Origin of the sequence: Microbacterium sp. NPDC078428, from assembly GCF_044542535.1 — a bacterium.
Taxonomy (GTDB): Bacteria; Actinomycetota; Actinomycetes; order Actinomycetales; family Microbacteriaceae; genus Microbacterium; species Microbacterium limosum.
Genome location: NZ_JBITUP010000006.1, coordinates 1 through 24,090, shown reverse-complemented (window position 1 = coordinate 24,090; position 24,090 = coordinate 1). Strand labels below are relative to the sequence as shown.

Genomic DNA, 24,090 nt, shown 5'->3' with positions numbered 1-24,090 from the left:
GTGTCCTTCACGCTACGGAGGGAGGGGCCCGGCCCGCCTCCCTCCCGGGAGGGGTCTTCCGGCCTCCCCCCGTGGGGGGAGACGCAGGCCGGCCCCGCCGACCGCACCCGATCGATGCGCGGGAATGGAACGGTGAGCGCGCCGGTTGGGATCGGAGACCCGGCCTCGTGCCCACGGAGATGAAAAGGAAAACATGACCACGCGCACCATCGGATACATCGTCGGCTCGCTGTCCTCGACCTCGATCAACCGCCGCCTGGCGAGGGCGCTCGAGAGGCTCGCCCCCGAAGACACCACCCTCGTGGAGATCCCGATCGCTGACCTGCCGTTCTACTCGCAGGACCTCGAGCCGGACTTCCCCGCCGAGGCGCGCGCGTTCAAGCAGGCGATCGACGACGTCGACGGCGTCATCATCGTCACCCCCGAGTACAGCCGCTCGATCCCGGGCGTGCTCAAGAACGCCCTCGACTGGTCGGCCCGCCCCTACGGCCAGGCCTCGTTCGCCGGCAAGCCCACGGCCGTCATCGGCACCTCGCAGGGGCCCATCTCCACGGCGGCTGCGCAGCAGCACCTGAAGGCGATCCTGAGCCACTACAACGCGCCCGTGCTGGGCCAGCCCGAGGGCTTCATCCAGTACGTCCCCGGCGTCTTCGCCGAGGACGGCGAGGTGACCAACGAGGGCACCGCCGTGTTCCTCGTCTCCTATCTCGACGCCTTCGCGACCCTCATCGACCGCTACGTGCCCGTCGAGGAGCGCGCCTCGGTCGCGGCCTGACGCTCCAGGCCCCACGTGTGCGGGGGGAATGCGGGATCAGTCCCCGACGACGCCGTGGCGGTGCGCCCACACGACCGCGGCGACCCGGTCGCGCGCGCCGAGCTTCTGCAGCACGTTCGACACGTGCGTCTTGACCGTCGCCTCGCCGATGTAGAGGCGGGCGGCGATCTCGCCGTTGCTGAGCGCCGCAGCGAGCAGGCGCAGCACCTCCGTCTCGCGCTCCGTCAGCCCCGCCACCGGGGTGGCCGTGGCGGCGCGGACCGCTGCCGCGGTGCGGGCGTGCGCGGCGGGCGAGGCGGGGGGAGGGGATGCCGCGGCGAAGCGTGCGATCACGCGCCGCGTGACCTCGGGCGCCAGCAGCGCGTCGCCCGCCGCGACGATCCGCACGGCCGCCACGAGCTCCTCGGGTCCGGCGTTCTTGAGCAGGAAACCGCTCGCGCCGGCCTCGAGCGCGCGGAAGAGGTAGTCGTCGCGGTCGAAGGTCGTCACCACCAGCACCGCCGGGCCCGCCTCCGGGGCGGCGACGATGCGGCGCGTGGCCTCGAGCCCGTCGAGGTCGGGCATCTGCACGTCCATGCAGATGACGTCGGGGCGGAGGGATCGGGCCGCGTCGATCGCTTCCGCGCCGGTCGCGGCATCCCCCACGACCTCCATGCCGGCGGACTCCAGGATCATGCGGAATCCCGCGCGCATGACGGCGTGGTCGTCGGCCAGCAGCACGCGGATCGCGCTCATGAGGGCCTCCTCGACCCGGCGAGGGGCGCCGCGTCTACCCGCTCCTCCGGACTGCTTCGCCCGGACACCGGGATGCGTGCTCGTACGAGGTAGCCCCCGCGCGAGCGGGGCCCCGCCTCGAGCGTGCCCCCCGAGGAGGCCGCGCGCTCCCGCATGCCGACGATCCCCAGCCCGCCGGGGCGCGCCGCGGCGACGCGGCCCGAGTTGGTGACCTCGAGCTCGACGGAACCCGGGTCGTACCGCAGCCGCACGTCCGCCGCGGCATCCGGCCCGCCGTGGCGTCGTGCGTTCGTGAGGGCCTCCTGCGCGATGCGGTAGAGGTTCACCTGCACGACGGCGGGCACCTGAACGGGATCGCCGAGCAGCGTCAGCGTCGTGGGCAGGCCCGTCTGCGTCGCCCTCTCGACGAGGGCCGGCAGGGCGTCGAGGCCCACGGTGGATGCCGCGACCTCGCCGTCCGCGTCGATCGTGGGATCGTCGGGGCTGCGCAGGGTGCCGAGCAGGTGCCGCAGGTCGCCGAGCGCCTCTCGCGCCGAGGCCTCGACGCCGGCGAGTGCGGACCGTGCGGCATCGGGGTCGCGATCGAGCACGGACCTCGCGGCCCCCGCCTGCACGCCCATCGCGGAGACGTGGTGGGCCACGACGTCGTGCAGTTCGCGGGCGATGCGCAGTCGGTCGAGCGCCACCGCCTGCGCCGCGGTGACCTCCCGCTCCCGCTCCAGCTCGGCCGTGCGCTCCTCGAGTGCCAGCCTCTCCAGCGCGGCGGCGTAGGCGCGGTCGCCCATGTAGTAGGCGCCCCCGAAGAACAGCCCGTTGATCAGGAACTGGATGAGCATGAACGCGACGAAGGGGGAGAAGACGCCGGCGCGCGAGAAGTCGCCCTCCGTGGGGGCCGTCGCCGCCTGGAACGTGGTCACGAGCAGCCACGCGAACATGCCCGCGATGAGCAGGACGCGCACGAGCATCGCACGACGGCGGTCAGTCACCCACGCCCCCACCGTGTAGATGGCGATGAACACCGCGATGTTGCCGACGTAGATCTCGGGGATGCGGAAGGTGACGGCGACGAAGTACAGCACCGAGACGACGACCGCGACCGTGCACGGGAATCGGCGGCGCACCGCGAGGGGCGCCGTGAGGGCGGCGGCATAGAGCAGCGCCCAGCCCAGGTCGGCCTGGTCGTCGCCGTACAGCTGTGCGATGGACGAGAGCCCGGCGCTGACGATGGCGCCCACGAGCAGCGCGCCCGCCAGGAGCACGTCGCCGCGCAGATCGCGGGCTTCGGGCGCCGGCCTGCCGGTGGTGGGGGAGTTCGCGCTCATCCCCCCACGGTAGGCCGCGCCCGCCCGCCCCGCCTCCGCCGAAGGGGGGATGTCGGGCGGGGGTCGTCGCCGACGTGCGTGGGCTTCACGGACAACGGCAGTCAGCCGAAGATCATCGGCACGTCGTCGTCCTCGTCCGGTGCGGCCGTATCCAGGTCGACCACGACGGGCACGTGATCGCTCGGGGCGTCGCCCTTGCGCTCGTCCCGATGGATCGCGGCACCCGTGACGGCGTCGGCGAACGCCCGAGAACCGAGGATGAAGTCGATGCGCAGGCCCTGGTTGCGGGGGAAGCGCAGCTGCTTGTAGTCCCAGTACGTGAAGCCCGTCGGCACGAGCGGGCGCACGACATCGGCGAGACCGGCGGCCTCGAGCGCGCGGAAGGCGTCGCGTTCGGGCTCGGACACATGCGTCGACAGCCCGGCCACGATCGTCGGGTCGCCGTTGTCCTCGTCGGTGGGTGCGATGTTGAAGTCGCCCGTCAGCGCGAGGGCCAGATCGGGCGTGCGGGCGAGAGTGTCGCGGGTGTACTGGGCGAGGGCGCCCAGCCAGTCGAGCTTGTAGACGTAATGCGGGTCGCCCAGGCCCCGGCCGTTCGGCACGTACAGGCTCCACACGCGCACCCCGCCGACGGTCGCGCCCATCGCCCGCGCCTCCTGCGGCTGATCCGGGCCCTCATGCCCCTTCGCGAATCCGGGCATGTCCGGGAACGCCAGCTCGACATCTTCGAGCGGCTCGCGGCTGGCGATCGCGACGCCGTTCCACTGGTTCAGTCCGTGCGCCTCGACGTGATACCCCGCCTCCTCGAAGGCGGCGAAGGGGAACTGCGCGGGCGTGCACTTGATCTCCTGCATCGCGAGGACATCGATCCCCTCGCGCTGGGCGAAGTCGACGATGCGCCCCACGCGGGCGCGGATGGAGTTCACGTTCCAGGTGGCAAGACGCATGCATCCAGCCTATTTCTCGCCTCGCCGTAGACTCGCCGTGTGACCGCAGCCTCCACGCCCGAGCTCGAAGCCGACCGCCAGTCCCTCATCGCCCTCATCGGCGCCGAGGCGGTGTTCCACGGAGACTTCACGCTCTCGAGCGGCAAGAAGGCGTCCTACTACGTCGACATGCGCAAACTGACGCTCGATCACCGCGCGGCGCCCGCCATCGGACGCCTCATGCTCGATCTCATCGCGGACATCCCCGACGTGGCATCCGTCGGCGGTCTCACCCTCGGCGCCGACCCCATCGCCAACGCCGTCATGCACGAGTCGGTGCGCACGGGCCGCCCGCTCGACGCGTTCGTCGTGCGGAAGGAGCCGAAGGATCACGGACGCGGGCGCCAGATCGAGGGCGCGGATGTCGCGGGCAAGCGCGTCGTCGTCCTCGAGGACACCTCCACCACCGGCCAGTCGGCGCTGAAGGCCGTCGAGGCGCTGCGCCGGGAGGGTGCCGACGTCGTCGCCGTCGCCGTGATCGTCGACCGCAAGACGGGGGCGCAGGCCGCCGTCGAGGCGGAGGGCCTGCGCTGGCTCGCCGCGATCGACCTCGACGACCTGGGCCTCGCACCGCAGTAGGGACCGCGCGGCATCCGCGCTGCCCGTCTGCTCTCGCGGTGGATGCTCCGGGGCAGGTTGCGTGCAATGGGGCAGGACAGAACCTGCCCCGTTGCACAGAACATGCCCCGATCAGCAGGGCCAGGCCTGGACGGGTTCAGTCCCGTCCGCGGCCGCGCCACCACACGACGAGCCACGCGACGAGCGTGCCGGTCAGGATGATCGCCGAGGCGGCGAAGAGCAGGTCGCGCTGATCCATGGGCGTCTCGCTAGAGGACCTCGGGAAGCTCCGACTCGGCGGGCTCGTCGGCGAGCAGCTCGGCGACCGAGTCGAGCACCTCGTCGGGGCGGAACGGGTAGCGCTCGATCTCCGCGGTGTCGCTGATCCCCGTCAGCACCAGCACGGTGTGCAGGCCGGCTTCGATGCCCGCCACGATGTCGGTGTCCATGCGGTCGCCGATCATGCCCGTCGTCTCGGAATGCGCCCCGATGCGGTTGAGTGCGGAGCGGAACATCATGGGATTGGGCTTGCCGACGACGTACGGCTCCTTGCCGGTGGCCTTCGTGATGAGCGCGGCGAACGCGCCCGTGGCCGGGACGATCCCCGCGGGGGTGGGGCCCGTGGCATCCGGATTGGTCACGATGAAGCGTGCGCCGGCGTTGATGAAGCGGATCGCCTTCGTGATCGCCTCGAACGAGTACTGACGCGTCTCGCCGACCACGACGTAGTCGGGCTGGGACTCGGTCATGATGTATCCGGCTTCGTGCAGAGCCGTCGTGAGGCCGGCCTCGCCGATGACGAACGCCGTGCCGCCCGGGAGCTGGGAGCGCAGGAAGTCGGCCGTCGCGAGCGCCGACGTCCAGATGCGATCCTCCGGAACGTCCAGCCCGGATGCTCGCAGCCGCGCGCTCAGATCGCGGGGCGTGAAGATCGGGTTGTTCGTGAGCACCAGGAAGGGGGTGCCGGCGTCGCGCCACTGCGCGAGCAGTTCGGCGGCGCCGGGGACCGGACGGTTGTCGTGCACGAGCACGCCGTCCATGTCGGTGAGCCAGCATTCGATGTCGGAGCGGGAGCGCTTGTGCAGGGCGGGAGTGCGACCTTCGGGCATGGCCTCAGCCTATTGCGCGGCGCGCCCCGTAGTGTCGGTGCAGTGAGCACCGCACGAGCGGGCTGGGACCCGCGGAACCTCCCGTCGCAGCACGGCCGCGTCTTCCTCGTGACGGGTGCGAACGCGGGGCTCGGATACTTCTCGTCGGAGCAGCTCTCGCGCGCGGGCGCCCACGTCATCATGACCGGCCGCAACCCCCACCGCCTCGCCGACGCCCGCGCGGCGTTGCGGCGGCGCGTCCCCGGCGCGTCCGTGGAGACGATGCTGCTCGACACGAGCAACCTCGGATCCGTGCGAGCGGCCGCGGCATCCGTGGGGGCCCGCGACAGGCTGGACGGCGTGCTGCTCAACGCGGGCCTCGTCCATCCTCCGCGCGAGCGCAGCGTCACCCAGGACGGCAACGAGGTGGTGTTCGCCACGAACGTCCTCGGGCACTTCGCGCTGGCCGGAACGCTCCTGGGCCCCCTCGCCCGCGCCGGCGCGGGGCGGCTCGTGTGGCTCGGGAGCATGTCGACGTCGATGTGGCGGTACGATCTCGCCGACCCGCAGCTGGAACGCGACTACTCCCCGTGGCGCGCCTACGTGCAGTCCAAGATCGCCACTCAGGCCCTCGGCGTCGAGGCCGACCGGCGGTTGCGTGCCGCCGGTTCCCCCGTCTCCAGCGTCGTCGCGCACCCCGGATACTCCGTCAGCGGGCGAACCGTCGGCATCGCCGGTGTCAACGAGCCCACGCGCACGGGCCGGTTCGTCGACAACCTGCAGGCCGCGCTGACACAGTCCAAGGAGCACGGGGCGTGGTCGCCCGTTCGCGCGCTCATCGATCCCGACGTCGAGGGCGGCTCGGCGTGGGGACCGGCCGTCGTGACGAAGGGGATGCCGCGGCGCGCGCGCCTCGCCTCGGCCACGCGCTCGCCCGAGGTGGGAGCGCGGCTCTGGGCGTTCTGCGAGGAGACGGCCGCCGTCCGCTGGCCGTGACGGTGCGGCTCAGGCGCTGAGCCACACGATGCGCGCGGCGCCCTCGGGCAGCGACAGCATCCCCGAGGGTGCGTTCACCCTCGTCGCGTCGACGACCGAGACGACCATGCCCACCTCGACCCCCGCCGTCTCGACCGCGCGCAGCATCGCCGGATCGCGGTCGCTCACCCGCAGCACCCGGCCTTCGTGACCCGGGGCGGCGTCGGCGAGCAGGACGAAGTCCTCGCGCTGCACGCCGCCCGCGGCATCCGGGATCGCATCGCCGTGGGGATCGAAGCGTGGGTGACCCAGGCGGGCGTCGATGCCGGTGAGGAGGCGGTCGCTGATGGTGTGCTCGAGCACCTCCGCCTCCTCGTGCACCTCGTCCCATGTGTAGCCGAACTCGCGCACGAGCCAGGTCTCGATGAGCCGGTGGCGCCGCACCACGGCCTTCGCCCGCGCCTCGCCGTCGGGGGTGAGCGACACGGGGCCGTAGGGGCGGTGGGTGACGAGACCCTGCGCGGCGAGCTTCTGCACCATCTCGGTGACCGACGACGGGGCGAGGCCCAACTCGGCGGCCAGCTGCGACGGCGTGATGCGACGCTCCTGCCACTCGGTGTGGTGATAGATCGTCTTCAGGTAGTCGTCGGTCACGGGGCTCGCGGGTGCCACCGGTTCAGGGTACCCGCGTCGCTCAGGCGCCGGTGAAGACGAGCCAGAGCAGCACACCGTTCAGGGTGATGAGGAAGACGGATGCCGCGACGCCCGCCGCCGTGGTCCAGGCGCGATTGCGGTAGCCCCCGAGGGTGCGCCGCTGCGCCGTCAGCACGACGAGCGGGACGAGGGCGAACGGGATCCCGAACGAGAGGACGACCTGGCTCAGCACGAGCGCGAGGGTCGGGTCGAACCCGATCGCGAGGATGGCGAGGGCGGGCAGCAGGGTCACAAGGCGTCGTGCGAGCAGCGGGATCCGCACGCGCAGCAGGCCGTGCATGATCTCCGCGCCGGCGTACGCGCCGACCGATGTGCTCGCCAGCCCGCTCGCGAGGAGGCCGACGGCGAACAGCGTCGCGACGACCGGACCGAGCCCCGCGTCGAGCGCGGCGTACGCACCCTCGAGGCTGTCGGTGCCGGGCACGCCCGCGAGGTTCGCGGCGGCGAGCAGCAGGATGCAGAGGTTGACGGTCCCCGCGACGACCATCGCGATCGAGACGTCCCACCGGGTCGCGCGCAGCAGCCGGAGGGTTCCGACCCCCCGCAGCCGCTCGAGCTCGGCGGTGTCGCGGCGCGCCCCGGCGGCGCGACCCCGGTCCGCGCGGGGGGCGAAGCGGTCTCGTGCGAGCGCCGAGTGCGCGTAGATCGCGTGGGGCATGATCGTGGCACCGAGGATCGACGCGGCGAGCAGCACCGAACCGGTGTCCTCGAAGCGGGGGACGAGCCCGGAGGCGATGCCCGCGGCATCCGGCGGCCCGACGAAGACTCCGGCGACGAAGCCGACGGTGATGATCGCCATCAGGCCGATCACGACGTTCTCGAAGGGGCGCGGCCCGCGGCGGGATTGCACGAGCAGCAGCGCGATGGACACGAGCCCCGTGATCACCCCGCCCCACACCAGAGGGATGCCGAAGAGCAGGTACAGCGCCACCGCGCCGCCGATGACCTCGGCGATGTCGGTCGCCATCGCGACCAGCTCGGCCTGCAGCCAGTAGGCGCGACGCGGCCACCGACGCCGGATGCGGCGGCCCAGCACCTCGGGCAGGCTCTCGCCCGTGACGATGCCCAGCTTGGCGGAGAGGTACTGGATCAGCCAGGCCATGACGTTGCCCACGACGACGACCCACACCAGCAGGTAGCCGTACTGGGCGCCCGCCGTCATGTTGCTGGCGACGTTGCCCGGATCGAGGTAGGCGACGCCCGCGACGAGGGCGGGACCGATGAGCCACGCGAGCCTCGGCGTGCTCAGGGCGCCACGCGGTGTCTGAGGAGCAGTGGCGTCGTCGACGACGGCGGTGTCTTTCGGCATGCCGAAAAACATACCGGATTTTTCGGCTGACCGAAATATCCGGGTGCGGCGCTACGCTGGCTCGGTGTCAGAGGATCCCGAGCCGCAGCTGCCCGTGGGCGTCGGGCCATGGCCGGGTGGGCCGGGAGACTGGCCCGAGGACCCTCGCTACGACCGTCAGCTGCTGGCCGAGGGCGACCGGCGCAACGTCGTCGACGGCTACCGGTACTGGACGCTCGAGGCGATCGTCGCCGACCTCGATACGCGCCGCCACCGCTTCCACGTGGCGATCGAGAACTGGCAGCACGACTCCAACATCGGCGCCGTCGTCCGCAGCGCCAACGCCTTCCTCGCCGCCGAGGTCCACATCATCGGACGCCGTCGGTGGAACCGCCGCGGCGCCATGGTGACCGATCGCTACCAGCACGTGCGCCACCACGAGGATGTCGCGTCCTTCGCCGCGTGGGCCGCGGAGGCCGCCCTCCCGATCCTCGCGATCGACAACGTCGCCGGCTCGGTGCCCGTCGACCGCGCCGATCTGCCCGAGCGGTGCGTCCTGCTCTTCGGGCAGGAGGGACCGGGCCTGTCGACCGAGGCGCTCGCCGCGGCATCCGGGATCGTCGAGATCACCCAGTACGGCTCGACGCGCTCGATCAACGCGAGCGCGGCCGCCGCCGTCGTCATGTACGAATGGTGCCGCCGCCACGCGTGAGGCGTCAGTGGGCGCCGACGCGCTGCCACTGCGTGCCGCGCACGCGCCAGCCGAGGGTGAGCAGCCGGGCGCACATGTAGACGCCGAAGAAGGCGACCGCGAGCCACGCGAGCCCCGCGGCGCCGGAGGCGCCCGTCCACGCCAGGATGCCGAGGGCGGGCAGGAAGGGGACGAGATTCGCTCCCCCCGCGATCGCCAGGTACTTCGCGTCGCCGGCGCCGATGAGCACGCCGTCGAGCACGAAGACGACCCCGCACACGGGCTGGGCGATGGCGAGCACGACGAGTGCGGGCAGGACCAGGGCCGCGAGGCGCTCGCTGCCGGTGAACAGCAGCCCGACCCAGGGAGACCCGAGCCCGACGAGCGCCCCGACGAGCACGCCGAACCACGCGCCCCACGCGAGGGTGCGCCGCAGCACCCGCCGCACCTGCGAGACGTCGCCCTCGCCGAGGCCCTTGCCCACGAGGGCCTGCGCCGCGATCGCCAAGGCATCGAGCGCGAAGGCGGCCGTCGAGAAGATCGTGAACGCCACCTGCCAGCCCGCGAGCTCCTCGGGTCCCATCCCGGTGGCGACCCCGACGGTGAGCAGGAGCGCGAGGCGCAGGCTGACGGTGCGAAGGAACAGCCATCCCCCGGAGCGGGCCGACCCGCGCACGCCCTCCCGCTGCGGCCGGACGGCGGCGGTGTGCCGTCGCGCCAGCCTGCCGACGACGATGACGTAGGCGGCGACCATTCCCCACTGGGCGATGACGGTGCCGATCGCGGAACCCGCGATCCCCCAGCCGAGGCCGTAGATGAGCGCCCAGTTCAGCAGCGCATTGGCGGCGAATCCGAGGCCGGCGATCCAGAGGGGAGTGACCGTGTCCTGCAGCCCGCGCAGCAATCCCGTCGCGGCGAAGACGATGAGCATCGCGGGCAGCCCGCCCATCGAGAGCCCGAGGTAGGTCTCGGCCTGTTCCGCGACGTCGGGGCCGGGGCCGAACGCGGCCACCATCGCGGGGGTGGTGAGCCAGCCCAGCAGCGCGAGCACGGCGCCGGCGCCGAGCGCGAGCCACATCCCGTCGATGCCCACCGAGACCGCCCGGCTCGGGTCGCCGGCACCGAACCGGCGGGCCACGGCGGGGGTCGTCGAGTAGGCCAGGAAGATCATGAGCCCGACGATCGTCTGCAGCACGGCAGCGGCGATGCCGAGCCCCGCCAGCGGGACGACGCCGAGGTGCCCCACGAGGGCGGCGTCGACGATGAGGAAGAGGGGCTCCGCGACCAGCGCGCCGAGCGCCGGCACGGCGAGGCGCAGGATCTCGCGGTTCAGTCGCCGCCCCTCGCCCGCCACCGTCACGCCTCGAGCCTACGAGGCGCAGCGCAGGGACGGTTCTCCCCAGCCGACGGCGCGGCGGGGTCTCCACGGTCGCGGGGGCGAGCGGGACCGCCGTGTCCGGAACGGCGGAAGCTGGCCCGATGACCGACACCGATCCTCGTCTCGACCGCTCCCGCATCCTCGCCCTCGACACCGACCTCGAGGAGGTGATCGGGCTGCTGCTCGGACGCGCGATCAACCCGCGGCAGCTGTGGCTGCTCTTCCTCGACCACGACGACCGCCTCGCCGACCCGATCATGCCGTGCGACGACTACCCGGCCCGGCCGTCCGATCGCCCGTCCGCGGCCGATCCCCGGGAAGGCGACGCGGCGCACGTGCTGGCGCATCGCCTGGCGTACATCTGCGAGGCGATCGGTGCCCGCCGGGCGGTGCTCGTGTGGGAGCGCAGGGGACCCCGACGCTTCGGCGCGAACGAGCGGCTGTGGGCGGCTGCCATGGCGACGGCGTGCGCGAGCGCCCGGGTCGACCTGCGCGCCCAGTACGTGCTGCACGACCGCGGCATCCGCGCGATCACTCCGGACGACTACGCCGAGCCCGAGCGAGCACGCTGAGCGGGTCCCCTGCCCGTCCGAGTCCCGACCACCTCCCGTGGGAGTACGACCCGCGCGGGTGCCGCGCCTAGCCTGGAGGGATGATCCCCGCCGGAGCCGGTTCGGACGCCCCCGGGCGTCGGCGCCGTGGTGGGACCGTCCCGATCCGTGGGGATGGCGGGTGTGGGGTCCGGCGCTCCTGGCCCTCGTCCTGCAGATGGGGGCGGTGCTCATGCAGGGCCCCCGCCGTGGCGGCGCTGACGGCGCTCTCCGGGACATCGTCGGCGCCATCCTCGGATTCGTCTTCGCCCTGGCGGTGCTCGCCCTCGTGGCGGTCGCGATCGTCTACGTGGTGCAGCGCCTGCGACAGCTCCCCGCGGGCCCGGCGACCGTCCACGCGTCCCCCACGGCGCCGAACGCGGCGCGCGCACTCCTGGACGAGCGCTACGCGCGCGGCGAGATCGACGACGAGGAGTACACGCGCCGGCGAGCGCTGCTCGAACCCGCACCCCGAGCCTGACCCGTGCGGGCGACCCCCCGGGTCCGGCGTACACCGGACTCCGAGGGTCGCCCGAACGGCTGCGCCTATCCTGGACGACATGACCGACGCGCTTCGCTCCGGTCTCGCGCTCGATGATCTGAGCCCCGAGATCCGACCCCAGGACGACCTCTACCGCTATGTGAACGGAAACTGGATCGAGCGGACCGAGATCCCCGACGACAAGGCTCGGTGGGGATCGTTCCACCTCCTCGCCGAGCAGGCCGAGGGCCACGTGCGCGAGATCGTGCAGGAGTCGCAGTCGGCGGAGCCGGGCACCGAGGCCCGCAAGATCGGCGATCTCTTCACGAGCTTCATGGACACCGAGCGGATCGCCGAGCTGGGCGTCTCCCCGATCGCCGCCCAGCTCGAGAGCGTCGACGAGGTCCGTGACATCGCCGGCTTCCTCACGCTCGCGGGCCGCCTCGAGCGGGAGGGCGTGGGCGGCCTCGTCGGCCTGTACGTCGAACCCGATCCCGGCGACCCGCAGCGATACGTCCCCTTCCTCATGCAGGGCGGTCTCTCCCTCCCGGACGAGAGCTATTACCGGCTCCCGAACTTCGCCGATCTGCGCATCGCATTCCGCGCCCACATCGAGACGATCCTGGGTCTCGCAGGCGTCGAGGATGCCGCGGCCGAGGCCGACCGCGTCGTGGCGATCGAGACGGAGCTCGCCGGCCACCACTGGGACAACGTGCGCAGTCGCGATGCCATCGCGACGTACAACCTCCGCACGTGGGACGACCTCGTGTCGCTCGCGGGCGCGGACCTCTCCCCGTGGCGGAGCGCCGCCGCCCCCGATCACGAAGACGCGTTCGGCGAGGTCGTCGTCTCGCAGCCGAGCTTCATCGAGGGGCTGGGCTCCCTGCTCACGCCCGCGAGGCTGCCGGAATGGCGCGCATGGCTGCGCTTCAAGATCGTCCACGCCGCCGCCGCGTTCCTCACCGACGAGATCGTGCAGGAGAACTTCTCCTTCTACGGCACGCAGCTGACCGGGGTCCCGGTCAACCGCGAGCGCTGGAAGCGCGGCGTCAGCCTCGCCGAGGCCGCGCTCGGTGAGGCGATCGGCAAGGTGTACGTCGAGCGTCATTTCCCGCCGGCGGCGAAGGAGGCGATGGACGACCTGGTCGCCAACCTCATCGAGGCCTACCGGGAGAGCATCCAGGATCTGCCCTGGATGACACCCGAGACACGGGAGCGCGCCCTGGACAAGCTCGCCAGGTTCACCCCGAAGATCGGCTATCCCGTGAAATGGCGGGACTACTCCGCTCTCGAGATCGACCCGGCCGACCTCGTCGGAAACGTGCGTCGCGCCCACGTCGCCGAGCACGACCGGCAGCTCGGCAAGGTCGGGTCGCCCATCGACCGCGACGAGTGGTACATGACGCCGCAGACCGTCAACGCCTACTACAACCCGCTCATGAACGAGATCGTGTTCCCCGCGGCGATCCTGCAGTACCCGTTCTTCGACGCCGGGCGGGATGCCGCGGCCAACTACGGCGGGATCGGCGCCGTGATCGGGCACGAGATCGGGCACGGGTTCGACGATCAGGGCAGCAGATTCGACGGCGACGGACGACTGCAGGACTGGTGGTCGGAGTCCGATCGCGCCGCGTTCGAGGAGCGTACGAAGAGCCTCATCGCGCAGTACGACGCGCTGTCGCCACGGGGTCTGCCCGACCACCACGTGAACGGAGCGCTCACCATCGGGGAGAACATCGGCGACCTCGGGGGACTGGGGATCGCGCTGAAGGCCTACGCGCTGTCTCTGAACGGCGCCGAGGCTCCCGTGGTGGACGGTCTCACCGGCATCCAGCGCCTCATCCTCTCGTGGGCGCAGGTCTGGCAGCAGAAGGGCCGCGACGCCGAGACGATCCGCTTGCTCACGATCGATCCGCACTCCCCGAACGAGTTCCGCTGCAACCAGATCGTCCGCAACATCGATGCCTTCTACGAGGCGTTCGATGTCACGGACGGTGACGAGCTCTGGCTCGCCGAGGACCAGCGCGTTACCATCTGGTGACTCCGCCCCGTCCGTGTGCCGCGGGGGACGGCGCCCGGATGCCGCATCCCCCGCAGACCGAGCACGACAGTAGATCCGCCACCCGTGAGGGAAGGAATCCGCTCGTGGGCACGCCTCCTGAGCCAACCCGGGACAGCACCGATTCGCGCGCGGCGCGCCATGGAGGGCGGCGGCGCCCTCGCAGGGAGGCCGCCTTCCGCCGGTCCTTCACGTCCACGCTGTCGGTGCTCGACGAGCTGGCCGCGACCGGCGCGCGCGTCTCGGTGCACGTCCGGGATCTCGATCGCGACTCGGTCGTGCTGGCGGGCGATGACTACGTGACCCAGCCGATAGGCGCGCTCGGGGTGGTGCCCCTGCTGATCGAAGTCGCCGCCCGCTTCGACGACGGATCGGTGGATCCTCTCGAGATAGTGGAGCGCGGGGATGCCGACGCCGCCGGCGCCTCCGGCCTCTGGCGTCACCTCGCCGCTCCCGCCCTGCCCCTGCGCGATGTCGCCGTCCTGGCGGCGTCCGCGGGCGACGCCCGGGCCGCGAACCTGCTGCTGGAGCGGGTGGGACTCGAGGCGGTGCACCGCAGGATCACGGAGATAGGGCTCGCCCGGGCCGCCGTGCTCGACCGCTTCCGCGACGAGCGCGGGCCGGATGATGCGCCCCACTTCGCGCTCGGCTCGGCGAAGGAGCTGGCGGAGGTCTTCGCCGCGCTCGTCAACACGACGCTCGTCAGCGCGGCGGTGAGCGCCCAGGTGGCGGAGTGGCTCTGCCTCAACCACGATCTCTCGCTCGTCGCGGCCGCGACAGGGCTCGATCCGTTCGCGCACGACGACGACGACCACGGACTGCTGTTCATCAACAAGACCGGCAGAGACCGCGGCGTCCGTGCCGAGGCGGGGGTGCTGGCGGGACCTCGCGCGGGCGTCGCCTATGCGCTCGTGGTGTGCTTCGACGATCTGTCGATCATGCATCGGCTGCGCGCGCACGAAGCGTTCCGCATGCTCGGGGTCGACCTGATGGAGTACGTGTTCTGACGCGGGCGCCAGGCGCCGCGGTCAGTCCTGCGCAGTGATCTCGTCGACGAGGTCAAGGCCCCGCCGCGCCCAGGCGATCTCGCTGCGGGCGCGCTCGACGAGGCCCTCGTAGGCGAACCGCTTCCACGCGATGGTCTCGGCGCGCCCCTCTGCGGGGGTGGCCTCCAGTCGCCGCACGAGCATGGGGTTCGACAGATGCTCGATGTGGGTGAGCTCGCCCTCCCACTGCTCCAGCTCACCCTCCCACTGGACGATGTGCGCCCGCAGGAAGGCGCGGGCGGCATCCGCGGTCGTCGTCTCGAGGTACGCCGCGCGAAGGTGGGCGGGGTCGCGGACGCGCTGGTAGTCGAGCGGAGTGCGCATCCACTCCAGGAACGCCTCATGTCCCGCCGGCGTGACGTGGTAGACGCGGCGCGTGCCGCGCTCGCCGCGCGGCTGCTCCTCGCCTTCGATCAATCCCTCCGCTTGCATCTTGCGCAGTTCGGGGTAGATCTGGGAGTCGGGGGCGTGCCACACGTGGCCCACCGACTGCGTGAATTGCTTCTGCAGGTCGTAGCCGGACAGCGGCCCCACCCGAAGCAGCGCGAGAAGCGCGTATCGCAGGCTCATCCGGTTCCCCTCGTCACGATCAGGGTGAGGCTATCAATGGTTCGAGGGGGCCCGAGCAGAAGCTCGGGCCCCCTCGGGTCTCACGGTGGGCTCAGTCCTTGTAGCCCGTGCGCCAGCCGCCCTGGTACGTCGCGCGGGCGACGGTCGAGTACGGCACGGGGCTCACGACGGCGCGGACCTCGGTCTGCTCGTGCGGCTCGACGGAGGCCTTCTTGGAGCCGCCGTTCGGCTCGCCCCACACGACCTTGAGCTCGGTGCCCTCGGGGACGTTCGGGTCGAGGGTCGCCAGCGACAGGCCGCGGCGCTCGTTCGCCGAGTAACCGGTGAACATCGAGTAGCCCACGACGGTGCCATCGGCATCCACGACGGCGTCGTAGTTGGCCGAGCCGTAGTTGGCCAGCGGCAGGTCGAAGAACTTGTAGTTCGGGCCGTCGACGTTCAGCAGCGACGTCCACACCTTGCCGAGGTCCTCGGCGTCCCACGCGAGGGTGACCTTCTTGCGCTGGGCGGCGGGGTCCATCTTCTCGAGCGCGTCGCGGCCGATGAAGTCGTGGTCGAACTTCACGAACGAGCCGTAGCCGAGCTCCCACGGCGTGAGGTAGTAGTCCTCGATGTTGTCGGAGACGAATGAGCCGGCGAGCGTGCCGGTGGCCTCGTAGCTGTCGGCCGGCAGCCACTCACGGTAGGCCTGCTCCTCGGCGCCGGTGTAGATGGCGGGCAGCGGAGAGGGGATCCAGCCGGACTCCAGCGTGTTCGACGGGTACGCGCGCGAGCCGACGGGCAGCAGACCGAACTCGGCGCCGGCCTCGACGATCAGGTCGCGGATCTTGTGGTGGTCGGCGTAGGGGCCCCAGATCTCCAGCCCGGGCGCGCCGGCCATGCCGTGACGCAGAGTGCGGACGTTCATGCCGCCGATCTTCATCTCCGACATGTTGAAGAAGCCGAGCTTCTCGAGCGGTCCGCCGTTGAGCTTCTCGATGACGGCCCAGGCGTTGGGGCCCTGGATCTGGAAGCGGTAGTACTTGCGCGCGACCGCGTCGCCGTAGGGGCGCGAGGGCGAGCGGCGGTCGACGACGACCTCCAGGTTGGAGTATCCGCCGGTCTCGCCGTGGAACATGAGCCAGTTCGACGCGGGCGCGCGGCCGACGTAGACGTACTCGTCCTCGGCCTCGCGGAAGAGGATGCCGTCGCCGATGACGTGGCCCGAGGCCGTGGTCGGGACGTACTGCTTGGCCTTGTTGACCGCGAAGTTCGCGACCGAGTTGATGGCCGTGTCCGAGATCAGCTTGATGGCGTCGGAGCCCTTGAGGAACACGTTGTCCATGTGGTGCGACTGGTCGTAGAGCACGGCGGTGTCGCGCCAGGCCTTCTGCTCCTTGATCCAGTTCTGGAAGTCGGCGGGGACGACCGGGTAGATGTAGGAGCCGATCTGCGAGTTGCGAAGCAGCTCGACCGGGCTTCCGGCCTGATCGATCACTTCCTGAAGATTCTTGGGTGCCACGATGAACCTCTCTTTGTTGTGGATGGTGTCAGAAGACGATGGTGTGGTTGCCGTGTCGGATGACGCGGTCTTCGGCGTGCCACTGGACGGCGCGGGAGAGTACGGCGCGCTCGACGTACGCTCCGCGGGCCTGAAGGTCCGCGGCGGTCATCGAGTGGTCGACCCTCGCGACGTCCTGCTCGATGATGGGCCCCTCGTCGAGGTCCTTCGTCACGTAGTGGCTGGTCGCGCCGATCAGCTTGACGCCCCGTTCCTTGGCCTTCTTGTAGGGGCCGGCGCCGATGAAGGCGGGCAGGAACGAGTGGTGGATGTTGATGACGGGCACCTCGACGGCGTCGAGGAAGTCCTCGGAGATGATCTGCATGTAGCGGGCCAGGACGACGAAGTCGACGTTGCCCTTCAGCAGTTCGAGGATCCGCGCCTCGGCCTCGCTCTTGTCGGGCCCCTGCGAGGGGACGTGGAAGAACGGGATGCCGAAGGAGCGGACATCGTCGGCGACGTTGGTGTGGTTGCTGATCACCATGGGGATCGTCACGGGAAGCTCGCCGCGGCGGTGGCGCCACAGCAGCTCCAGCAGACAGTGATCCGACGTGGACGCGAGGATCGCCATCCGCTTCGGCACGGACTGGTCGGTGAGCTTCCACTCCAGGCCCAGCCCGCCGACGGTCGCGGCGAGGTCGGCCTCGATCTCGGGCATCGCCGCGGCGAGGTTGGGGCGGTGGAACACGACGCGTTGGAAGAACGCGCCGCCGTCGGCGTTGTCGGAGTACTGATCCAACGCCACGATGTTGCCCTTGTTGCGGCTCACCAGCGCGGAGACCGCCGCGACGATCCCGGGCTGGTCCGGGCCGTGGACGATCAGGCAGGCGTGGTCCCGCAGCGCTTCGTTGTGCACGGTCATGGAGGGCTCCTTAGGACTGGGATGCGGAGTACTGCCGCACCCATTCCGACGTCGCGAGCAGGCCACCGAACGTGTAGAAGTGCAGCTTGACGTCTCCGGATGCCGGATCCTGCGCCAGCAGCGCGGAGAGGTCGGACACGAACTTATCGGGTCCGGCGGTGCCCATGAGGTTGGTCAGGGAGAAGCCGTACTTCTTCACGATCATCGCGTTCGCGCCCACGCCGAAGCGCCGTGCGAAGTTGATCAGGCGCTTGATGCCGGCCGGTCCCGGGGTGCCGATGCGGATCTGGGATTCGATCCCGCGGGACCGCACGCCGTCGATCCACGCCATCACCGGGTCGGTGTCGAAGGCGAACTGGGTGAGGATGACGGCATCCAGGCCCTGCTCCTTCAGCGCGGCGGACTTGTCCTCCAAGTGGCGCCACAGCACGTCGGTCTTGATGTCGGGGTGACCCTCGGGGTACCCGGCGATCGAGACCTCCTTGACCCCGTACTTCTGCAGCAGGCCCGTCTGGATGACCGACAGCGAGTCGGGGTAGGGGCCCTCTGGCTCGGCGGGGTCGCCGCCGACGGAGAAGACGTGCTCGGTCGCGCCGACCTCCTGCAGGCGGCCGAGGAACTCCTCGAGCTGGTCCTGCGACGACAGGCGCCGGGCCGAGATGTGCGGGACGGGGATGAATCCCATGTCCTTCACGGCCTTGGATGCCGACACGCGCATGTCGAGATCCTCGTTCCCGAGGAACGTGACGTTGATCTTCGTGCCGGCGGGGATCGAGTGCGCCGCCTCCTCGAGGCCAGGCACATCCTTTCCGGTCATCTCGAGCGAGAAGTCGCTCACCAGCTTCAGGGCTGCCGCGGGATCCGCGGCGGGGGTGTTTCGAGACACTGATCGGGGTCCTTTCCGCTCTCAGTCGGAGCGCTTCGTCGCGTCTCCCGAGAGGCACTTTACCTATGCGCATAGGGATTGTCCATAGGCACATCGCGAGGGGGGATCGTTCTGGCTGCGTCGCACGGAACATGTGCTCGGCAAACCCCTCGGCGGCGGGGCCAACGTTCTACTAAGTCATGACGAACGTCATGAATACCTTGACAGAACGGCGATTCTCCCGGAGCATCAAGGCGTCGACACGAAGGCGTGACGCCCGCCTATCTCGCGGGTTTCGGGCGCATTCGAGGCCGACGCCGTCCCGAAACCGCACTGAGAGGCCCGTCAATGAAGAGAAGTCTCATCGCGCTCGGTCTGATGACCGTTTCCGCGCTCGCACTCGCCGGCTGCACCGATTCCGCCGCCTTGCCCAGTTCCGCGCCGTCCGAGGAGGGCGAGGGTATGGAGATGCGCTCCGTCCGCGTCGCGGCTCTGCCCATCGCCGAGACGGGCGCGCTGTGGGCCGCCATCGACGAGGGCATCTTCGAGGAGTATGGCTTGGACGTCGAGGTCGTGCCCGCCCAGGGCGGGGCGCAGGCCATCCCCGCGCTGCTCAGCGGCGACATCGACTTCGCCATCGGCCAGCCCTTCGGCCCCATCCGGGCCGACTTGCAGGACCTGGGCGTCGTCATCTTCAGCAACTACGCCTCGAGCCTCGCCGACGGCACCGACGTGAACTCCGTGGTTGCGCTGGGCGACTCCGGCATCGCGGGGCCCGCCGACCTCGCCGGAAAGCGGGTCGCCGTGAACAGCCTCGGCGCGGCGGGCGACCTGACGATCCGCAAGGCGGTGGATGACGCCGGCGGCGACTCCTCCACGGTGGAGTTCGTCGAGGTCGGCTTCCCCGATGCGCAGGCGCAGCTCGAGTCCGGCAACATCGATGCGGCCTGGGTCCCCGACCCGTTCCGCGGACTGATCGTCGGCGGCGGCGGCGTGGAGGTCGTCGCGCCGTATCAGGCGACGATCCCCGGCCTGACCGTGCTGACCAACTTCACCACCCAGGCCCTCATGGACAGCGACCCCGAGCTGGTGGCCGACTACGCCGCGGCGATGTCCGACGCGCTCGAGTTCGCCGCTCAGAACGAAGACCTCGTCCGCGCTGCGATCGCGGCCAACCTCGAGATCCCGGAAGAAGCGGCGGCGGCCATCGTGCTGCCGGACTTCACCGCAGACCTCGGCAGCGCGGGCATCGAGGAGCTTGCGGCGCTCGCCGTGGAGTACGAGTACATCGACGCCGAGCCCGACTTCTCGCGCCTGGTTCAGCAGCAGTAGTCGACGCCGCCTGTGGATGGGGCGCCGCCGCGCGCGGCGCCCCATCCCTGCCCCTGGAAGGTCCCATGGACACCGTCTCCGACGCCCCCACGGCGGATGCCGCGCGCTTCGCCGAGGCCGCGTCACCCCCCTCGGCTCCCCCGCCCCGTCGTTCCCGCGCGGCGCGTCGCGCTCGCCTCGTCCGCAAGGTCGCTCTGGGCGCCGCGGGCATCCTCGGCTTCCTCGTGACGTGGCAGCTGATCCCCACCCTCGGCATCCTCGACCCGCGCTTCTTCCCGGCGGCGACGGACACCCTCGCCCGCCTGGCGCTCGACCTGCGCGACCTCGAGTTCTGGCGCAATGTCGGCCGCACGATGAGCGCGTGGGGCATCGGGCTCGTCATCGCCACGCTTCTCGCGGTGGTCCTCGGCACCATCGTCGGGCTCGTCCCCTTCCTGCGCCGCAGCACGCACACGACCGTCGAGTTCCTCCGGCCGATCCCGTCGGTCGCCCTCATCCCTCTCGCGATCCTGCTCTTCGGCATCCAGATCCAGGCGGCGCTCGTCATCATCGTCTTCGCCAGCTTCTGGCAGGTCTTCGTGCAGGTGCTCTACGGAGTGGCCGACATCGACGCCGTCGCGCGTGACACGGCGCGCAGCTTCGGTCTCCCGCGAGCGACCCGCATCCGCTACCTCGTGCTGCCGACGGCCCTGCCGTACCTCATGACCGGAGTGCGGCTCGCGGCGACGGTCGCGCTCATCCTCGCCGTCACGGCCGAGATGACGATCAACAATCCGGGGCTCGGCCTCGCGATCGTCTTCGCGCAGTCGGCGGGAGACTACGTGCAGGTCTACGCACTCGTCATCGTCACGGGGATACTGGGGCTGATCGTCAACGTCGTGTTCCGGCTGGTCGAGCGCCGCGCCCTCTCGTGGCATCAGTCCGTCCGCGGGGAGGACCTGCTGTGACCCTCTACACGAGCACCGTCATGACCCCGCGTGCACGGCCGCGCCGCTGGGCCAGGTTCGGGTCCGGTGCCGGCTTCGCGCTGGGGCTGCCCGTCCTCCTCCTGGTGATCTGGGGGATCTGGTCGTCGTTCTCCTCCACGCCGTTCTTCCCCAGCCCTCTCGTCATCGCCGAGGCGTTCGTCGACACGTGGGTCGGGCCCGCCTTCTTCACCGACGTGCTTCCGAGCCTCGGGCGCCTGCTGATCGGCGCCGCACTCTCGATCGTGATCGGCGTCGTCGTGGGCACGCTCATCGGTCTCACGCGCTGGCTCAGCGAGCTCCTCGAGCCCGTGCTGGAGTTCTTCCGCGCGATCCCCCCGCCGGTCCTCATCCCGATCGTCGCGGTGCTGCTGGGCCCCACCGATTCGATGAAGATCGTCGTGATCGTGGCGGGCTCGGTGTGGCCGGTCCTTCTCAACACGATCGACGGCGTGCGCGCGACGGACTCGGTCATGACCGAGACCGCCCGTTCGTTCGCGCTGACGCGGGCCGAGCGGATACGTTTCCTGGTGCTCCCCGCGGCGAGCCCCCGCATCATGGCGGGTGTGCGACAGGCGCTGTCGATCGCGCTCATCCTCATGGTCATCTCGGAGATGTTCTACTCGTCGTCGGGCCTCGGGAACCGCATCGTCTTCTTCCAGCGCAACTACCTCATCGCGGAGATGTGGAGTGGAATCGTCCTGCTGGGACTGATCGGCGTGCTGCTGGCGGCGGTGTTCGGAGTCATCGAAAGGCGCGTCCTGCGCTGGTATCACGGAATCAAGGAGGTGGGGCGTGCCTGACACGCTGCTGCACGTCGAGCGACTTAAGAAGGTCTACGAGTCGCCCACCGGAGACGTCGAGGCCATCGGCGACATCAGCTTCCGCATGAGCGCGGGTGAGCTGGTGTGCATCGTCGGCCCTTCGGGCTGCGGCAAGACGACGCTGCTCAAGTGCATCGCCGGTCTGCTGGCGCCCACCTCGGGAACCGTCGAGCTCGACGGGGAACGGGTGTCCGCGCCGCCGCCGAACATGGCGCTGGTCTTTCAGGAGTACGGCCGTTCCCTCTATCCCTGGCTGACGGTCCGGGGGAATGTGGAGCTGCCGCTCAAGCACAAGCGCCTCAGCCGCGCCGACCGCGACAGACTCATCGACGACGCGCTGACCGCCGTCGGTCTCGAGCACGCCGGCGGCAGCTACCCATGGCAGCTCTCGGGCGGCATGCAGCAGCGCGTGGCCATCGCCCGCGCCGTCGCATATCAGCCCGAGGTGCTGATCATGGACGAGCCCTTCGCCGCGGTGGACGCTCAGACCCGCGCGGATCTCGAGGACCTCGTGCGCACCCTCCACCGCGAGCGGGGCATGTCGATCCTCTTCGTCACGCACGACATCGACGAGTCCGTGTATCTCGGAGAGCGCGTGGTCGTGCTGTCGAAGTCGCCGACCTGGGTGCAGGAGGACCTGGCCATCGATCTGCCCGACGCGCGCGACCAGATCACCACCCGGGCGCTGCCCCGCTTCACCGAGCTGCGCACGCACGTCTACGAGCAGATCCAGCGCGCCAAGCGCGGTGAGGCGGTGCGTCCGGTGTCGGCCGCGTGAACCCCCCGCAGGTGATGCCGGGCGTCGATCCCGGCGGGGTCGTGGCGGTCAGGGACGGCACCGCGCTGCCGCGCAAGCCGCGCCAGTTGCTGCTGGCGCTCTTCGGCGAGTACGTGTGCGACCGGTACTTCGAGCCGCTGCGCGCGGCGGTGCTTCTGACCGTCCTGGAGGACGCCGGCGTCGCGGGCCCCGCCGTGCGCACCAACCTCGACCGGATGGTGGACAGCGGGTTGATCGAGCGGCGGCGTCTCGGCCGGGAGATCGGCTTCGTGCTGACGGCGCACGGCATCGAGGTGCTGCGGGAGGCATCCCGGCGCGTGAACAGCCCGACCCCCTTCGTGCCGTCGGGTGCGGGGTGGACGCTCGTGACGTTCACGGTTCCCGAGGAGCAGCGGACGCTGCGGCACCGGCTCCGGGCGGCGCTGACCTGGTCGGGTTTCGCTCCGCTGCGCGACGGGCTGTGGATCGCGCCCGGCGAGGTCGATCTGGCCGGCGCGCTGGCCGCGATCATCCCCGACCTGCCCGCAGGGTCCGTGACGGCGTTCGCGGCCCAGGAGCTCCCGGGCTTCCCGATGGTCGACGCCGTGCGCACCGCGTGGGACATCGACGCGATCCGCGGCGCTCACCACGAGTTCCTCGCCAGGTGGGAGAGCTTCTCGCCTCCCGACGAGCGGGGAGCCCTGGCGGCGCGGATGCTGCTCGTGGCCGACTGGCTCGCGCTGCTGCGGCTCGACCCCGCGCTGCCGCGCGAGTACATGGACGCCCAGTGGCCCGCCGATCGCTCCTTCGAGGTGTTCACGCTGCGGCACAGGGAACTCGCGTTCCCCGCGATCCGTGAGTTCGCGGCGCTGGCCGGCTGACCCCGAGATCGAGGCGCTCGCTCGGATGCCGGCCCGCGGGGTCGCCCGTCAGAGGCCGGCCGCGAGGGCGTCGCTTTCGAGCTGCTGGAGTTCGCGCGTCTTCTCCAGCATCCGCCTCAGCAGCGTGTTCAGCGCGTCGATGTCGTCGGCGGACAGATCGGCCAGGATGATCTCCTGGCCGCGCAGGGAGATGGGCAGCATCGCGTCGTGCATGCGGGCCCCCTCGGGGGTGAGGTACATGGGACGAGAGCCCCGGGGGCCGTCGAAGAGGATGACGAGCCCGCGGTCGACGAGGGTGTTGACGCTCTTGGAGACGACGGCCTTGTTCACGCCGATGAAGTCGGAGACGTCGGTCGCGGCGGAGCCCGGCTTCATCGCGAGGACGGAGATCACCCGCCAGTCGTTGGTGCCGAGCCCGAATCGTCGTCGCAGCTCGTGGGACTCGCGCCAGACGAGGGCGTTCGAGAGCAGGGCCAGCAGGCGGGGCGTGAAGTTCTCGGGGTCGATCGAATCGGTGATCGGCTCGGTGACGGCGTCCGAGGCGGCTGCGGCCGCCTCCCGGGCGGCATCGCGTGCCCTCTTCTTCGCCATGCGGTTCCTCTCGACCCTCGTCGATCCCACGGTCACGGTGCCTTCGGTATGCATGAGTCTCCCAGAAAGGACGGGATCCGGCCCCGCATTCGGGGCCGGATCCCGTCGTATCGATGTTCGCGCGTGGTGTCAGTGGGCCATGTTTGCGAGGGCTTGGGGGTCGATGGTGGCGATGGAGCGGGTGTCTTGGAAGGCGCGGATGCCTTCGATTCCTTGT

25 protein-coding genes are annotated in these 24,090 nt (G+C 70.7%); 13 read left to right on the top strand and 12 right to left on the bottom strand.

Annotated features, from left to right (window positions below; translation table 11 throughout):
- Window positions 1-193: 193 nt before the first annotated feature.
- Complete coding sequence (locus tag ACIGCK_RS11455; protein ID WP_396666223.1) at window positions 194-775, top strand: NADPH-dependent FMN reductase; 582 nt, start codon at window positions 194-196, stop codon at window positions 773-775.
- Window positions 776-811: 36 nt separating this feature from the next.
- On the opposite strand, the gene ACIGCK_RS11450 is transcribed toward ACIGCK_RS11455, so the two are convergent.
- The 3 genes from ACIGCK_RS11450 to ACIGCK_RS11440 all read right to left on the bottom strand — a co-directional run bounded on the left by ACIGCK_RS11450 (window position 812) and on the right by ACIGCK_RS11440 (window position 3,779).
- On the bottom strand, window positions 812-1,510 hold the full coding sequence (locus tag ACIGCK_RS11450) for a response regulator (protein WP_396666221.1): 699 nt from the start codon (window positions 1,508-1,510) through the stop codon (window positions 812-814).
- Window positions 1,507-2,832 (bottom strand): sensor histidine kinase, encoded by a 1,326-nt coding sequence (locus ACIGCK_RS11445; protein ID WP_396666219.1) that lies wholly within the window; start codon window positions 2,830-2,832, stop codon window positions 1,507-1,509. The genes ACIGCK_RS11450 and ACIGCK_RS11445 overlap by 4 nt, the downstream gene beginning before the upstream one ends.
- A 101-nt stretch (window positions 2,833-2,933) precedes the next feature.
- Window positions 2,934-3,779: an exodeoxyribonuclease III gene (locus ACIGCK_RS11440; RefSeq protein ID WP_396666217.1), complete on the bottom strand. Its 846-nt coding sequence runs from the start codon at window positions 3,777-3,779 to the stop codon at window positions 2,934-2,936.
- Window positions 3,780-3,818: 39 nt separating this feature from the next.
- On the opposite strand from ACIGCK_RS11440, the gene pyrE reads away from it, so the two are divergent.
- Window positions 3,819-4,397 carry an orotate phosphoribosyltransferase gene (gene pyrE / locus ACIGCK_RS11435; RefSeq protein ID WP_396666215.1) on the top strand — a complete coding sequence of 193 codons (579 nt, stop codon included), beginning with the start codon at window positions 3,819-3,821 and terminating at the stop codon, window positions 4,395-4,397.
- 248 nt (window positions 4,398-4,645) lie between these two features.
- Here the strand turns inward: pyrE and ACIGCK_RS11430 are convergent, their stop codons facing one another.
- Window positions 4,646-5,485, bottom strand: a complete 840-nt coding sequence (locus ACIGCK_RS11430) for an HAD-IIA family hydrolase (RefSeq protein WP_330170646.1) — start codon at window positions 5,483-5,485, stop codon at window positions 4,646-4,648.
- Between the two features lie 42 nt (window positions 5,486-5,527).
- Here ACIGCK_RS11430 and ACIGCK_RS11425 point away from each other — a divergent pair, with 42 nt between their 5' ends.
- Complete coding sequence (locus tag ACIGCK_RS11425; protein WP_396666213.1) at window positions 5,528-6,460, top strand: SDR family NAD(P)-dependent oxidoreductase; 933 nt, start codon at window positions 5,528-5,530, stop codon at window positions 6,458-6,460.
- Window positions 6,461-6,469: 9 nt separating this feature from the next.
- Here the strand turns inward: ACIGCK_RS11425 and ACIGCK_RS11420 are convergent, their stop codons facing one another.
- Window positions 6,470-7,111 (bottom strand): metal-dependent transcriptional regulator, encoded by a 642-nt coding sequence (locus ACIGCK_RS11420; RefSeq protein WP_396666211.1) that lies wholly within the window; start codon window positions 7,109-7,111, stop codon window positions 6,470-6,472.
- 22 nt (window positions 7,112-7,133) lie between these two features.
- Window positions 7,134-8,462: an Nramp family divalent metal transporter gene (locus tag ACIGCK_RS11415; protein WP_396666209.1), complete on the bottom strand. Its 1,329-nt coding sequence runs from the start codon at window positions 8,460-8,462 to the stop codon at window positions 7,134-7,136.
- 64 nt (window positions 8,463-8,526) lie between these two features.
- Between ACIGCK_RS11415 and ACIGCK_RS11410 the strand changes: the two genes are divergently transcribed.
- Complete coding sequence (locus tag ACIGCK_RS11410; protein WP_330170642.1) at window positions 8,527-9,153, top strand: TrmH family RNA methyltransferase; 627 nt, start codon at window positions 8,527-8,529, stop codon at window positions 9,151-9,153.
- Between the two features lie 4 nt (window positions 9,154-9,157).
- Here the strand turns inward: ACIGCK_RS11410 and ACIGCK_RS11405 are convergent, their stop codons facing one another.
- On the bottom strand, window positions 9,158-10,492 hold the full coding sequence (locus ACIGCK_RS11405) for an MATE family efflux transporter (RefSeq protein ID WP_396666207.1): 1,335 nt from the start codon (window positions 10,490-10,492) through the stop codon (window positions 9,158-9,160).
- Window positions 10,493-10,611: 119 nt separating this feature from the next.
- On the opposite strand from ACIGCK_RS11405, the gene ACIGCK_RS11400 reads away from it, so the two are divergent.
- The 4 genes from ACIGCK_RS11400 (at window position 10,612) to ACIGCK_RS11385 (ending at window position 14,647) form a co-directional block, all read left to right on the top strand.
- Window positions 10,612-11,082, top strand: a complete 471-nt coding sequence (locus tag ACIGCK_RS11400) for a hypothetical protein (protein WP_396666205.1) — start codon at window positions 10,612-10,614, stop codon at window positions 11,080-11,082.
- 160 nt (window positions 11,083-11,242) lie between these two features.
- The gene (locus ACIGCK_RS11395; RefSeq protein WP_396666204.1) at window positions 11,243-11,581 is read left to right on the top strand and encodes an SHOCT domain-containing protein; all 339 of its coding nucleotides are present in this window, start codon (window positions 11,243-11,245) and stop codon (window positions 11,579-11,581) included.
- A 79-nt stretch (window positions 11,582-11,660) separates the two neighbouring features.
- On the top strand, window positions 11,661-13,622 hold the full coding sequence (locus tag ACIGCK_RS11390; protein WP_396666202.1) for a M13 family metallopeptidase: 1,962 nt from the start codon (window positions 11,661-11,663) through the stop codon (window positions 13,620-13,622).
- A gap of 104 nt (window positions 13,623-13,726) precedes the next feature.
- Window positions 13,727-14,647 (top strand): serine hydrolase, encoded by a 921-nt coding sequence (locus ACIGCK_RS11385; protein ID WP_396666200.1) that lies wholly within the window; start codon window positions 13,727-13,729, stop codon window positions 14,645-14,647.
- A 21-nt stretch (window positions 14,648-14,668) separates the two neighbouring features.
- Here ACIGCK_RS11385 and ACIGCK_RS11380 read toward each other — a convergent pair whose 3' ends face one another.
- The 4 genes from ACIGCK_RS11380 to ACIGCK_RS11365 form a co-directional block, all read right to left on the bottom strand.
- Window positions 14,669-15,256 (bottom strand): PadR family transcriptional regulator, encoded by a 588-nt coding sequence (locus ACIGCK_RS11380; protein WP_396666198.1) that lies wholly within the window; start codon window positions 15,254-15,256, stop codon window positions 14,669-14,671.
- Window positions 15,257-15,347: 91 nt separating this feature from the next.
- Window positions 15,348-16,757, bottom strand: a complete 1,410-nt coding sequence (locus ACIGCK_RS11375; protein WP_396666196.1) for an aminomethyl transferase family protein — start codon at window positions 16,755-16,757, stop codon at window positions 15,348-15,350.
- 28 nt (window positions 16,758-16,785) lie between these two features.
- The gene (purU, locus tag ACIGCK_RS11370) at window positions 16,786-17,658 is read right to left on the bottom strand and encodes a formyltetrahydrofolate deformylase (RefSeq protein ID WP_396666194.1); all 873 of its coding nucleotides are present in this window, start codon (window positions 17,656-17,658) and stop codon (window positions 16,786-16,788) included.
- A 10-nt stretch (window positions 17,659-17,668) separates the two neighbouring features.
- Window positions 17,669-18,544: a methylenetetrahydrofolate reductase gene (locus ACIGCK_RS11365; RefSeq protein WP_330170634.1), complete on the bottom strand. Its 876-nt coding sequence runs from the start codon at window positions 18,542-18,544 to the stop codon at window positions 17,669-17,671.
- Window positions 18,545-18,871: 327 nt separating this feature from the next.
- Between ACIGCK_RS11365 and ACIGCK_RS11360 the strand changes: the two genes are divergently transcribed.
- The 5 genes from ACIGCK_RS11360 (at window position 18,872) to ACIGCK_RS11340 (ending at window position 23,282) form a co-directional block, all read left to right on the top strand.
- Entirely contained in the window at window positions 18,872-19,855 is a 984-nt protein-coding gene (locus ACIGCK_RS11360) for an ABC transporter substrate-binding protein (RefSeq protein ID WP_396666192.1), read from the top strand.
- A 65-nt stretch (window positions 19,856-19,920) separates the two neighbouring features.
- Window positions 19,921-20,802 carry an ABC transporter permease gene (locus ACIGCK_RS11355; RefSeq protein ID WP_396666190.1) on the top strand — a complete coding sequence of 294 codons (882 nt, stop codon included), beginning with the start codon at window positions 19,921-19,923 and terminating at the stop codon, window positions 20,800-20,802.
- Window positions 20,799-21,623 (top strand): ABC transporter permease, encoded by an 825-nt coding sequence (locus ACIGCK_RS11350; RefSeq protein WP_396666188.1) that lies wholly within the window; start codon window positions 20,799-20,801, stop codon window positions 21,621-21,623. Before ACIGCK_RS11355 ends, ACIGCK_RS11350 begins: the two co-directional genes overlap by 4 nt.
- Window positions 21,616-22,422 carry an ABC transporter ATP-binding protein gene (locus tag ACIGCK_RS11345; protein ID WP_396666186.1) on the top strand — a complete coding sequence of 269 codons (807 nt, stop codon included), beginning with the start codon at window positions 21,616-21,618 and terminating at the stop codon, window positions 22,420-22,422. Before ACIGCK_RS11350 ends, ACIGCK_RS11345 begins: the two co-directional genes overlap by 8 nt.
- Window positions 22,419-23,282 (top strand): PaaX family transcriptional regulator C-terminal domain-containing protein, encoded by an 864-nt coding sequence (locus ACIGCK_RS11340; protein ID WP_396666184.1) that lies wholly within the window; start codon window positions 22,419-22,421, stop codon window positions 23,280-23,282. The genes ACIGCK_RS11345 and ACIGCK_RS11340 overlap by 4 nt, the downstream gene beginning before the upstream one ends.
- A gap of 48 nt (window positions 23,283-23,330) precedes the next feature.
- On the opposite strand, the gene ACIGCK_RS11335 is transcribed toward ACIGCK_RS11340, so the two are convergent.
- The gene (locus ACIGCK_RS11335) at window positions 23,331-23,873 is read right to left on the bottom strand and encodes a MarR family winged helix-turn-helix transcriptional regulator (protein WP_396666182.1); all 543 of its coding nucleotides are present in this window, start codon (window positions 23,871-23,873) and stop codon (window positions 23,331-23,333) included.
- Window positions 23,874-24,090 lie beyond the last annotated feature (217 nt).